Here is a 12,557-nt window from a genome sequence, read left to right as displayed (position 1 = left end):
GAGGCTAGCGCCTCCGTGGTACGGTGAACATGTCTTCACTCGGACGACAAGGAGCCGGCATGCAGCACGCGCGGATGGAAGAACCGGAAGAGGCCGTCCCCACCGTCACGACGGCGATCGCGCTGCTCCTCGAAGGTGATCGCGCGCGCATCCGCGTCGGCCGGGCCGAGCACGTCGCGTCGCTCGATCCTTCCGTCCATCCGTCGGTCGTCGCGACGGCCATCGCGCGCGCAGAGCGGCTCGTGGTCGAGCGCGCGGACGGCGCATGGACGATCCTCGGCGCGCTGCGCACGAGCCCGACGCCCGGGATCGAGGAGGCGGACGAGTACGTCATCCGCGCGGCGCGGGTGAAGATCCGCGCGAAGGACGAGTTCACGGTCGCGAGCGGCGCGGCCGCGTTCGCGGTGCGCGCGTACGGCACGATCGAGTCGTTCGCGGAGCAGATCACGTCGCGCGCCTCCGCGGTGCACAAGATCGTCGGCCGCATGCTCCACCTGAACTGAACTGAGGGAGACGAACGATGCCGGTCGTAAGCCAAATGAAGCTGGTCGCGAGCGTCGCCTCCGTGCACACCGCGATGGCGCCGGTCGACGTGTGCAAGACGCCCGCGCCGCCGGCGCCGCCGATCCCGATCCCGTACCCGAACATCGCGCTGTCTTCGACGATGGGCCCGGGTTACGCGACGAAGACGTTCGCGATGGGGACGCCGATCTGGACGAAGAAGGGCAAGAGCGCCCTCTCCAACGGCGACAACCCCGGCGTCGCGGGCGGGATCATGAGCAGCAAGTTCATGGGCATGTGCGAGATCGTCATGGCGAGCCCCGACGTCACGGCCGAAGGCGGCGGCGTCGTGCGCACGCTCGACATGAGCGACGGGAACGGCTGAAGCGATGCCGGGCAACAAGGGCATCGGCACCATCATCTCCGCCGGCGCGCCCGCGATGGGCCTCTCGGCGCAGGACGCCGCGTGCAAGGCGTTCAAGGCCTCGGTCGAGGCGTATCAAGGCACGAAGCCCGAGGACCGGAACGGCACGTTCAACGACTTCTTCTTCGAGGCGCTCGAGAAGACGAAGCCGGTCGGCACCGCGCTCGCGGAGACGATCAAGGGCGACGACACGTACACGGCGCCGAAGGCGAGCGAGTCCATCGCCGCCGTCGTCGCGCGCGGCACCGGCAAGAACGCGCAAGCGGCGCGCCGCGTCTGTGCAACGAACGCCGCGAGCAGCGGCGCGCCCAAGAGCCCGAGCCTCACCGCCTGGGCAAAGCTCGGCGCCGCATGGCTCAAGGCCGAGCCGCCGAACGCGAAGCCGGTATTTCCCGCCGGCACGCTCGACAACAAGCCCATCGAGGTCAAGGCCCCGACGGACACGTACGAGCCCGGCAAGCTCGAGGAGTTCCAGCACATCAGCCGCGACACGAAGGTGATCGAGGTCGGCTGCGAGTCCTGCGGCGAGGCGTGCTGATGGCGATCGCGGTCCATCCGCGCCTCGCCGGCGTCGGCTTCGATGTCGCCTACCGCGGGAGCACCGAGCCGCAGACGCTCGACGTCGTCCTCGAGCTCACCGGCCCCGCCGAGTTGCCGCTCGCGCCGTGGGCGGTCGGCGGCTTCGTCGCGTGCGTGAACCGCGGGCTCGCGGGTTCATCGGATTTCGCGCCTTCCATGGGTCGCGCCGCGCTCGAGGCGGGCCCGACCGGCGAGGGCGATCCCGCGCCGGACGAGCTCGGCCCGCGCTACGCGTTCCGCCTCCTCGTCGCGGGCGTCGCGCCGGTGTTCCTCCGCGTCTTCGTCGAGCACCTCGCGGGATGCGCCCATCCGAGCGAGCTGAAGACGATCTCGATCGTCGGCTCGCTCCCGCCGGACGGCACGCGCCTCTCGGTCCGCGATCGCGAGCTCGAGGGCTGGCTCACGGAGCCGAGCGCGTACCCGCGCGCGTGGCCCGAGCCGGGCTTCCGCGTCGAGACGAGGTCGATCCCGCGCGGCGCGACGATCGAGGTCTCGCTCGAGAAGGGCGAGCTCGCGCCGTTCGCGACGGAGCTCGAGGAGACGATCTCGACGTGGCAGACCGCCCTCTTGGGCTACCCGAACGCGAAGCGGCAGGGCCGCGGGGCGAGCGAGCCGCACGCCTCGTTCGCGCGCACGCGCACGTCGCTCCACGCGAAGCTGGGGCTCTTCGATCACGCGCGCGGTCCGGCGCAGGCCGCGCTCGTCAACGCGCTCACGCGCTTCCATACGACCGTCGCGCGCATCGCCGAGGTCGCGATCTCGATGCCTTAGCTCGGCGCGACCGGAACGGCGCAGGCGTTCTGCTACGCTCACGGCATGTATGCACCGGGGAAGGACGATCCGCTTCCTCCGGTCGACGAGCGCGCCGTCCAGCCGGAGACGCGCGAAGAGATGATCGACGGGCAGATCGTCCTCACCGAGCCGGCGGACGATCCGCATGCCGTCACGAACGGCGACCTCGCGATGCTGCTCGCTGCGCACGCGACGGCGAGCTACCGCGCCGCGGTCGACCTCCTCACGCGGACGGACAAGAAGAACGACTTCGCGCCCGACGCCAGCGTCTTCCCCGCGGAGCGGGATCCGGTGACAGGCGGCCGGCTCCTCGAACGCCTCGCGTTCGAGATCTGCGATACGCAATCGCGCGCCCGAATCACGGCGAAGGCGGCGAAGCTGGCAGCGCGCGGCGTGCCACGCGTCTTCTGCATCGACGTGAACGAATTCGAGGTCCTCGAATGGTCGCGAGAGTCGAACGGCTGGCGCCTGCTCAGCCTCGACGGCGCGATCGAGGACGAGTGCCTCGTGCGCCCGCTCGCCATCGCTGCCCTCCTCGACGCGATCGAGCGCGACAACGAGGTCGCGCGCGCCTTGCTGACGAAGGAGAACCCGATCCTCATGCAGCGCCTCGCGAGCGAGCGCCGCGCCGGCCATCGCGATGGAATCCGCCAAGGACGGCAAGAAGGCAAGCGCAAGGGCATCGAAGAGGGCACGCGCAAGGGCATCGAAGAGGGCACGCGCAAGGGCATCGAAGAAGGCATCCGCGAGAGCGTGCGCGTACAGTGTCAGGAGCTCGGGATCGAGCTCAGTCCCGAACGCGAGGCCAGCCTCACCGGAATGGACGAGCACGCCCTCCGCGCGCTCATCGGGGCGATCGCGCGAACGCGCGCGTGGCCCACGTAACCCGGACGCCGTCATCATGGAAGGCTTCCTCGACGGCGCGCGCGCCCCGTTCACGGTCATGCAGCGCTACGAGGTACACGACGGAGTCTGCGTGTTCATCGAGCCGCCGCGCCTACGAGCGAAGGCGGCGCCGCTTCGGATCACGCTTCGCGCGTAGCGTCAGCGTGCGAGCGGGCGGCGGGACTCGCTCACGCCGTCCTTCGGGACGCGGAGGTCGAGGAGGGCGCCGACCTTGATTTGATCGGCGGTCGAGACATGGGCCTGGGCGAGGAGCTGATCGACGGTGAGGCCCACCGTCGCCGCGATCTGCGCGACCGAGTCGCCCGGGACGACGCGGTAAAACACGCGCTCGGTCGTCACGACGGCGGCGGGAGGCGGCTCCGGCTGCGTCGGGGCGCGGTCGCTCGGCTCGTCGAGCGTGCGCGCCTCGGCGGACGGTTCGTCGGTCGGCCGTGCTTCGCGCGAAGCCGCCTCGGAGCGGGTCTCGTGCTCCGCGTCGCGAGCATCGCGGGTGTCGCGAGCATCGCGGGTGTCACGAGCGTCGCGAGCGTCGCGGGTGTCGGTGCGCTCCTCCGCCGGCGCGTCCGCCGCACGGTCGCGCGGCTTCGATTTCGCGGTGTGCTCCGCCCGCGCCGTGCTCGCCGATTCGATCGCGACGGAGTGGCGCTTCACGCGGCGCTTCGTGCGCGTGCGCGTGATGGCGGAGGTGCGCTCGAGGCGCGAGCGGCCCGAGCGCACGTCGTCGCGACCCCAATCGAAATCGTCGGAGACGCGCGGCGCGCCGTCGGGATCGGCGGAGAGCTTCGGCAGCATCACGCGCGCGCGGGACACGCCGGCGCGCGGGACGTGGAGCGTCGTGCGCTCGCCGCGATCGGGCACGATGTCCGAGAGGAGCTCGGGGTTGAGCTCGCGCAGCACGCGCACGCTGGTGCCCGCGGCGCGCGCGACGGTCGCGAGATCGGTGCCGCCCGCGACGTCGAGCTCGCCGGCGTCGATCGGCGCGAGCCGGTCGATGTCGCCGAAGCCGAGCTCCTCGAGGTTCTGCAGGATGAGCGCCGCGGCGAGCACCTTCGGGACGTAGTCCGCGGTCTCTTTCGGGAGCACGTCGGGCGTGTCGGCGAGCGTCCAGAAGTCGTCGGTGTCGGCCTCGTCGAGCCGGCGCTCGAGGCCTTCGTACCCGATGTTGTAAGCCGCGAGGGCGAGGTCCCAGGAGCGGAAGCGCTCGTAGAGATCGGAGAGGTGGTGGGCCGCGGCCTCGGTGGAGCGCCAGATCGAGGCGCGCTCGTCGATCGTCGACTCGATCGCGAGCCCGTAGGCGCGCGCGGTCGAGGGCATGAACTGCCAGAGGCCCGCCGCCCCCGCGCTCGACACGGCGTCGGTGGAGAAGCCGCTCTCGATGAGGACGACGGCGGCGAGATCGGCGGGGAGCCCGCGCTCACGGAGCGTCTTCGCGATGAGCTCCTGGAAGCGCCCGCTCCGGCGCACCGACTCCGCGAAGTTCTTCCGGCCTTCGTAGCTCTCGGTGAAGTACTGCACGTACCGCATCACGAGCGTCGGGTGCACGATCGGCAGCGCGGGGAGCTTCAGCCCGTGGAGCGCGTCGTCGGCCCGGGTCATCGCGTCGGGCCGGTGCGCGGAGCTGCGGATCGCGCAGCGCCCGCCGCCGGCGGCCGGAGTCGGATCGAGATCGCCGCCCCGACTCGTGGTCCGTCGCAGCGCGGGCGAGACCAGACCGCGCGCCGCCTGGGCGCGCGCGGTGAGCTCGGGCTTCCCGTCCGGCCCCGTCGTCGCCGCGTGCGCGCTGCCTTCCCGGCTCCCACCGCCGGCCGAGCCGACGATGAGACCGCCGAAAAACAGACCGATCGCCGCAAAGACCGGACGGGGCTCCATCGAGGTCGGATACTGTCATACATTGTCTCCATCACCAAGAAAGCAGGGGTTCTCGCCCACGCACTATCGTCTTCGAGATGACGACGAGCGCGTTGGTGAAAGGTCTCGAAGGGCTCGCGCCTGCTGTCGCGATCGCGCGGCTCGTGCAGCTTCGCGACGCGCTCGCGAGCGTCGGGGATCCGGACGCGCTCACGGAGATCGCGAAGGCGATACCGCTGCGCGTCGCGCGGCTGGCGCCGGAGGTCTCGCTCCTCCTCGCCGAGATCGCCGCCGCGCTCGCCCCCTACCGCCCGACGCTCCCGGCCGACCTCGATCGGCTCGAGCCGGCGCGGCTTCGCGTGGCGTGGATCCGCGTCGCGCTGCGGCGCGAGGACGAGGACGCGAACGGGCTTGCCGACCACCTCGACGAAGGGGTCCTGCTCGCCGTCCTCACGGGCTGGTCGTGGTCGACCGACACCGGCGATCCGAGCAGGCTCGTCCGCCGGCTCGCGCGGGCGCGGGATCCACGCCTTCGCGCGCTGGTCGTCGAGCACGTCGAAGACGCCGTGCGCCACCTCGCGCTCTCCGGACAAGACGCGTTCGACGGTCTCGAGCTGCTCGCAGGGGCGAACGAAGACGACGTCACGATCCGAGAGCGTGCGCTCCGGCAGCTCGCGAGGTTCTGGCTCGTCGGCCTCTCGCCAGGGAGGCGTCGCCGGCGCGACGAGCTCCTCCAGCGCGCGCTCCGCGATCCGGAGCCACGCATCGCGGCGGCGGCGGTCGCAGTCGCGCGCGACCTCTCCGCGCGCCCCCTGCTCGCAGACCTCCTGAACGACGAGGCGCCGGAGGCGACGAAGGCGCTCGCCCTCGAGGCGCTCGGGCCGCTCGCGGAGCCGAGCGATCTCTCGAGCGCGATCGCCCTCGCCGAGCGCGACGCGCTCCGCTTCGGCGCACCCGCGCGGCGCTTCTTGCTCGAAGCGCATCGCCACGGCGTGTTCCTGCGCGAAGAGCACCTCGGCGCCGTTCTCGGGCTCTTCGACGCGCACGTGGGCTGGACCGCCGAGGAGGTCGTGCGCGTCACGTACATCGCGCGCGCCGCGCTCGTGGACGCGCTCGCCGAGCTTCCACCGACGGACACGCGGTGGGTGCGGCGCGCCGCGGTCCTCGCGCACAGCTCGGCGCCAGGCGCGCATCGGGTGCTCGAGGACCTGCTCGATCGCCTCGAGCCCGCGAACGTCGCGGAGCACCCGATCGCCGCCGCCGCGATCGCCGCCGCCGCCGCTTCGCCGGAGATGCGAGGCGAAGAGCGGCTCCTCCGTTGGCTCGACGCGATCCCGGAGCGCGTGCTCCCCGCGCTTCGCGTGAAGGGCGGCGCGCTCGCCGCGGAGCGACTCCGGCAGATCGTGCTCGACCCGTTCACGACACGCCGGCGGCGCGGCGCGGTGATGGACGTCCTCTGGACCCTCGCGTCCGATCGCCGCGCGCTCTCGACCGAGCTCGCGCGCGCGCTGCCGCCGTCCGAGTCGGGGCTGCTCGAGAGCAAGTACCTCTCGACGCGCGACAGCACCGCGGCGGAGCTCCTCCACGACGCGGCGACGACGGGCGCCGAGGACGTCGCGGCGATCGATCGACTCAAGGTCTTCTGCGAGTCCGGCGACGTCCGCTTCGAGGCGGACGTGCGGCGCCTCTTCCGGGAGGTCTTTCGGACGTACGTACGAGAGGCGCTCGAGGGTGACTTCACCATCAAGCGCTTGCTCATGCCCGAGCTCGAGCAGCTCGTCTTTCGCTACGGGCGGCACCTCGTCAAGGACGGTCGCGCCGTTCGTCGCTGGGTCGATCCTGCGCCCGAGACCGGACGCGATCTCGTCCTCTCGTTGGTCGTCGATTGGTTGGCCGATCCGGTCGAGCCCCCGTCCGATCCGATCACGGTGGCGCTCCTCGAGACCGCGTCGCGGCACGCCCCGGACGGCGCGTACCTGCGCGCGATCGAGCCGTACTGGCGGCGCGGCGGCACGAACGTGCGACGCGCCGCGATCGAGGCGCTCGTCGCGGCGGGACAGCGCGCGCGCGGCCTCGAGCTCTCGCTCGGGCGGCTCGTCGCCGACGCGTCGCTCGACGCTCGTGTCCTGACGCAAGCGCTCGCCGCGGTCCGAACGCTGCGCGCGTCGTGGGCAGAGCCGCTCGTCCGTGACGTCCTCGAGCGGCGTGAGATGGCGGTGAAGAAGGAGGCGGCCGAAGCGCTCGCGGAGATCGGCACCGGCAGCTCGGTGCCCTTCCTCGTCGGATGGATCGGCCGCCACGACAACGCGAGCTTCCGCGCGTCGCTGCTCCGCGCGCTCGAGAAGTGCGCCGGACCCGCGACGGTGCTCGTCCTCGTGGACGCGCTCGAGGTAGAGGAGGAGGCGCGCACGCGAGACCTGCTCTTCGACGCGCTGAGCGGGCGCGTCTCCGAGGACGTGGTGATGCGCCTCGCCCGGTCGTCGCACCCGGCCCATCGCGCGCTCGTCGACGCGTGCCTGGACGGGCGCGTCGGCGTCGCCGGCAAGACCGCCGCGGAGCTCGCCGCGCGGCTCCATCGCGCGAAGCTGCGGCCGATCGGAGAAGACGACGATCCGGCGAAGCGCCTCCGCACCTCCGGGTTCTCGCCCGACGCCGCCCGCGAGATCGTGCGCCTGCGCGCGGAGCAGAAGGAGCGTGTCGACGCCGCGGTCCTCCCGCTCGTACGCCGCGGCTTGGCCGACTGGATCGCGTGGGCAGAGAGCGAAGCGAGCGAGGTCGACGCGGCGGCGGTGGCGCTGATCCTGGACGCGACCGATCACTCGCACGCCGAGCACTGGCCTTCGCTCCTCACCCTCGTCGAGCGATGCTCCGCCAGCGTCCCCGGCGCGGTCGTGAGCTTCTTCGAGCGCACGCTCGCTCATGCCACGCCGCCGCTTCGCCAGCGCGCGCTCGAGATCGTGCGCGCGCTGCCCAACGCGCCGAGCGTCGGCGGTCTTCGCCCGTGGCGGCTGCGCGGGCGGCTCGGCGCCGTGCGCAGCGTCGCCGAGCTCGAGCGGTGCTTCGCCGCGTGCCTCGAAGCCCCGAACGTGGCGGCCGAGTCCTCCGCCCTCCTGATCGAGGCGTTCTCTCTCCCTCGACCGAGCCCGAACGCAGAGGACGCGGATCCCGAGCTCGATCCGGTCTTCGAGGAGGCCCTCACGCTCTACCGCGCGGACGCGCCGAAGCGCGACGCCTGGATCCGGCGCGTCGCCGAGCTCCGGCCGCTCGATCTGCCGCCGGCGCCGCGTCCACCGAAGCCGCCGAAGAGGGCGCCCTTCGTTCCTGCGTCGCAGGCGGATCGGGACGCGCTCCTCGCGAAGGTGCGCGACGAAGGCGCGCCGCTGCAGGAGCGCGAGCGCGCCGCGCTCCGCCTCCTCGACTGGCCCGACGCCGGCGCGGAGAGCGCGGTGCTCGACGCGTACCTGCTCGGGCGGCTCGATCTTCCCGCCGACCGCCTCCCGTCGATCGCGCGGTGGATGACGGCGGCTCCCTCCGCGGCGGTGCGCTCGCGCGTCCTCTCGATCGCGCCGCACTTGAACGACGCGCAGCTCCGGTCGTTCGTCCCGGAGTGGATGGGCGCATGGACGCAGGGGAGCGAGCTCGCCGGCGTGCTGCTCTCCTCGATCGAGCAGGAGCGCTTGCTCCCGTTCGTCATCGCGGAGGCGCGAGCGGGGCGGCTGTCCTTCGCTCGTCTCCTCCGGCCGGACCACTCGACCGGCACCTCTCCCTCGGTCGCGCTGAACGCGCTCGTCGCGCTCGCGGCCGAGGCCGCGCCTCGAGAGGTCGAGCATCTGATCCGTCCCGTCCGTCCTGCCGAGGAGGCCGAGCCCGACGACACGGTCGATCCCGTCGATCCGATCGAGGGCCGCTCGCTCGACCAGCTCCGCGCGCTGCTCGACGAGAAGGGCGTCGAGAAGGGGCTCGCCGTTCGCGCGGTGCACGCGCTCACGCGCTTCGGTGAGCGCGCCGTCGATCCGCTCGCGCGCCTCGCGCTCGATCGCCGCGCGCAGGTCCGGAGCGCCGCGCTCCGGGCGCTACGCACGGTGGCCTCACGCGATCGGACGCTCGAGGTGACGGCGCAGGTGCTCGAGATGGAGACGAGGCGCGACGTCGTGCTCTCGCTGATGGCGAGCCTCGGTCACGGGCGGCACGAGCCCTCGCTGCCCGGCCTCCTCGAGCGCCTCACCGATCGCGACCCGCGCATCCAGAAGGGAGCCCACGCGGCCCTCCGCGCGTGGGGCAGAGACGTCATCCCCGCCCTCCGCCACGCGTCGCGCCGCGCACGCCCCGATCGACGCCACGCCTTCGACGCGCTGATCGCCGATCTCGACTGAAGGCGCATCCGAAGCTCCACTCTTCGTGATCGACGCCGCGGGGCGGAAGATCTACAAACCATAGTGCCTCGAATGATCTCGAACGACGATCGCGCTCGCTCGATGAGCGGCGACTCCCCGCTCGCGCGGGCGAAGGACGGCGCTCCGCTCGCGTACGCGACGCTCGGGCTCGCGTTCCATCTCGAGGCGCTCGCGCCGGAGGACGGGGATGGGCTCGCGGCGGCGTGTGAGCGCATCGCGGCGACGCACGCGGGAACGCTCACGTGGGCGTGGAGCTCCGTGCACGGGGAGGTGGCGCGGTTCGATGCGTCGGTGCTCGACCTCGTGTCGACGTTTCCCGCGCAGCTCGCGAACGCACCGCCGACCGGCGACGCGCGCGCCGACGCCGGGGCGAGCGCGATGACGGCGGCGCACTACGATCGCTTCGGCGTCGCCTGCCACGGCGGGCGCGCGCGGAACGACGCGTCGCCCTCGTCGCTTCGGTTCTTCGCGCGCGTGTCGGCGGCGGACGGGCCGCTGCTCCGCGCCGACGCGATGCTGTCGGCGACGTTTCCGTCGTCGACGCCACCGGCGGAGATCGAGGAGCTCGCGCTCGCCGTCGCGGGCGACCTGCGGTTCCGGTGGGGCGCGGCGGGGTTCGCGTACAGCGCGTGGGAGCTCGATCGCTACGGCCCCGCGCGCGACGCGCTCCACGCGCACGCGCGGCGACACCCCGGCTACGACCTCGGCCAGCACGCCACGTGGATGCGCGCGTTCCACGATCGGCTGCGCACCGTGAGCTGGCTCACCTTCGTCGGCCCCGCCCTCGCGGCGAAGCTCCCGCCCGCCGCGCTCGAGAGCGATCCCGACGTCGCGGTGACCAAGCTGAACGACGGCGTCGTCTTCCGCGCCGGGGAGACGCCCAAGGCGGGAGACGTGAACCGCGACGACTTCCCCCACGCGTACTGCGAGGTCGATCGGCGCCTCCGATCCATCCGCGCGGCGGAGGGGATCCACTTCTACGCACCGTGGACCTCGAGCTCGACCGAGGCGTGGCTGCGAAGGTTCGAGCGATGAACGTCGCGAACCGGACCGCCGGCAAGCACCTCGCCTTCCCGACGAAGGACAAGGACGGACGGGCGCTCGTCGCGGTGGTGGTAAAATACACGTATCGCTCGACCCCACGCGGCGGTGTGGAGCGCGACGAGGACGGCGCGCCGCCGCATCCAATCGACGTGCCGAACGGCGAGGACCCCGCGACGAGCAGCATCAAGGTCCCGTCCGACATGTTCGAGTACAAACCCGGCACCGACGTCGTCGTCGTCGCCGACGCGCATCCGCGCGCGGGCGCGACGTACACGGACGTGGCGCTCCAGGTCGGTCCGATCGCGAAGACGATCCGCGCGCACGGGCTGCGCGTGTGGCAGCGCGGCATGCTCGGCGGGCTCGTGCCCGGCCCCGCGCTGCCGCTGCGCGCGCCGCTGCCGATCGTCTACGAGAACGCGTGGGGCGGACAGGACGTGTCGATCCCGGACAAACCGCTTGGTGAGCCTCGCAACTACGCCGGGCGCGGGATCACGCGTGAGCCCGCGCGCCTCGTCGATCAACCCGCGGCGCAGCTCGAGCTCGCCGGCAAGCCGCTCGGCGAGCGCGCCGGCGCGAACGTCCCGGCGTCGTTCGGGCCGATCCATCGTCACTGGGCGCCGCGCGCCTCGTTCGCCGGCACCTACGACAAGGCGTGGCAGGAGTCGCGCATGCCGCTCCTCCCCGCCGACTTCGATCCGCGCTTCAACGTCTGCGTCCCGCACGATCAGTGGTCCGAGGTGCCGCTCTTCGGCGACGAGCCGATCGCCCTCACCGGCGCGACCGAGGACCACCACTGGCAGGTGCAGCTCCCGCGCGAGACCCTCACGTTCTCGAGCCTCGTCGGCGGAGTGCGCCGCGAGCATCGCACGCACCTCGACACGATCTTGATCGACGCGCGCGAGCGGAAGATCGAGCTCACGTGGCGCGCCGCGGTCCCGGCCCCGCCGAAGCTCGAGCTGCTCGACGAGATCCGCATCGAGGCGAGGGCGCGTTGAGGGCGCTCGCGCACGACGGCGCCGGCGGCCGCACCGCCACCGGGAGGAACACGTGAAGGCGCTCGCGTTCATCGACGGCGTCGGCGTCCGCACCGCGACCGGCGTCGACGCGCTCACCGCGACGACGACGGTGCGCGCGCGGAAGTCCTTCGTCCGCGAGACGCGCTTCGTCGATCGCGCGGGGGAGCCGATCGCGCTCGCGCTCGTCGCGTCGATCCCCGATGAATTGATCGGCCGCGAGCGCTTCGTCCCGCTCGCGGCGCCCGCGCTCGCGGAGGCGGCAGGTCCGAACCGCGGCGCGCCGCTCCCGCTCCTCCTCGCCGTGCCCGCGGAGGCCGATCCGATCGATCCGCGTGGCGTGCGCCTCCTCGCGTCCCTCGCGGAGCGCTCCGGCGTCGCGCTCGATCTCGCGCGCTCGAAGCTCGTCGCGCAGGGACGCGCCGGCGGCGTCGCCGCGATCGAGCAAGCGATCACGCGCCTCGCGGAGCACGAGACCATCCTCGTCGGCGGCGTCGACAGCTGGTTCGATCCCGAGCGCCTCGAGGCCCTCGACGACGCGCGCCGCCTGCACGGTCCCGCGACCGAGAACGGGTTCATCCCCGGCGAAGGCGCCGCGTTCGTGCGCCTCTCGCGCCGCGGCGACGAACGGTGGGCCGCCGTCACCGGCATCGCGACGGAGCATGAGCCGCGCCCCTTCGGATCGAGCGAGCCGTGCCACGCGCTCGGCATCTCGCTCGCCGCGACGCGCGCGCTCGCCCCGCTCGCCGGCGCGCGCATCGGGTGGGCGCTGACCGACGTGGTCGGCGAGCGTCATCGCACGGAGGAGTGGCTCTACGCGAGCGGCCGCGTGCAGTCGTCGTTCACGGAGGACGCGCAGCACGAGACGCCGCTCCTCCTCACCGGCGACCTCGGCGCGGCGTCCGCCACCTTCCTCGCCGCCCACGCCTGCGTGAGCTGGCGCATCGCCGCGAACACGACGAACCGCGCCCTCGTCGCCGCTCACTCCGACGGCGCCGAGCGCGGCGCGCTCCTCCTCGAGACGGAGGCGAGGTCATGAACCCCACCGCGACCCCG

General features: G+C 72.7%; 11 protein-coding genes. 10 read left to right on the top strand and 1 reads right to left on the bottom strand.

Features of this window, described 5'->3' with window-relative positions:
* Positions 1–59 precede the first annotated feature (59 nt).
* The 6 genes from KF837_29065 to KF837_29040 are packed head-to-tail and all read left to right on the top strand — an operon-like array spanning position 60 to position 3,338.
* A complete protein-coding gene (locus tag KF837_29065) occupies positions 60–503 on the top strand; it encodes a hypothetical protein (GenBank protein ID MBX3231411.1) in 444 nt (147 codons plus the stop codon).
* A gap of 17 nt (positions 504–520) precedes the next feature.
* Entirely contained in the window at positions 521–886 is a 366-nt protein-coding gene (locus KF837_29060) for a DUF4150 domain-containing protein (GenBank protein ID MBX3231410.1), read from the top strand.
* 4 nt (positions 887–890) lie between these two features.
* On the top strand, positions 891–1,463 hold the full coding sequence (locus KF837_29055; protein MBX3231409.1) for a hypothetical protein: 573 nt from the start codon (positions 891–893) through the stop codon (positions 1,461–1,463).
* Positions 1,463–2,275, top strand: coding sequence for a hypothetical protein (locus tag KF837_29050; GenBank protein MBX3231408.1), 813 nt, complete (start codon positions 1,463–1,465; stop codon positions 2,273–2,275). The genes KF837_29055 and KF837_29050 overlap by 1 nt, the downstream gene beginning before the upstream one ends.
* Positions 2,276–2,320: 45 nt before the next feature.
* Complete coding sequence (locus KF837_29045; protein ID MBX3231407.1) at positions 2,321–3,181, top strand: Uma2 family endonuclease; 861 nt, start codon at positions 2,321–2,323, stop codon at positions 3,179–3,181.
* 16 nt (positions 3,182–3,197) lie between these two features.
* Positions 3,198–3,338, top strand: coding sequence for a hypothetical protein (locus KF837_29040; GenBank protein ID MBX3231406.1), 141 nt, complete (start codon positions 3,198–3,200; stop codon positions 3,336–3,338).
* 2 nt (positions 3,339–3,340) lie between these two features.
* Here KF837_29040 and KF837_29035 read toward each other — a convergent pair whose 3' ends face one another.
* Positions 3,341–5,071, bottom strand: coding sequence for a transglycosylase SLT domain-containing protein (locus KF837_29035; protein ID MBX3231405.1), 1,731 nt, complete (start codon positions 5,069–5,071; stop codon positions 3,341–3,343).
* 77 nt (positions 5,072–5,148) lie between these two features.
* Between KF837_29035 and KF837_29030 the strand changes: the two genes are divergently transcribed.
* The 4 genes from KF837_29030 to KF837_29015 all read left to right on the top strand — a co-directional run bounded on the left by KF837_29030 (position 5,149) and on the right by KF837_29015 (position 12,540).
* Positions 5,149–9,423: a HEAT repeat domain-containing protein gene (locus KF837_29030; protein ID MBX3231404.1), complete on the top strand. Its 4,275-nt coding sequence runs from the start codon at positions 5,149–5,151 to the stop codon at positions 9,421–9,423.
* Between the two features lie 102 nt (positions 9,424–9,525).
* The gene (locus KF837_29025) at positions 9,526–10,479 is read left to right on the top strand and encodes a DUF3396 domain-containing protein (GenBank protein MBX3231403.1); all 954 of its coding nucleotides are present in this window, start codon (positions 9,526–9,528) and stop codon (positions 10,477–10,479) included.
* Entirely contained in the window at positions 10,476–11,483 is a 1,008-nt protein-coding gene (locus tag KF837_29020; GenBank protein MBX3231402.1) for a DUF2169 domain-containing protein, read from the top strand. Before KF837_29025 ends, KF837_29020 begins: the two co-directional genes overlap by 4 nt.
* A gap of 52 nt (positions 11,484–11,535) precedes the next feature.
* Positions 11,536–12,540: a hypothetical protein gene (locus KF837_29015; GenBank protein ID MBX3231401.1), complete on the top strand. Its 1,005-nt coding sequence runs from the start codon at positions 11,536–11,538 to the stop codon at positions 12,538–12,540.
* Positions 12,541–12,557 lie beyond the last annotated feature (17 nt).

Source organism: Labilithrix sp., assembly GCA_019637155.1.
Classification (GTDB): Bacteria; Myxococcota_A; Polyangia; order Polyangiales; family Polyangiaceae; genus Labilithrix.
Note: the sequence above shows the minus strand (reverse complement) of the source record. Positions and strands in the feature narration are given on the sequence as shown.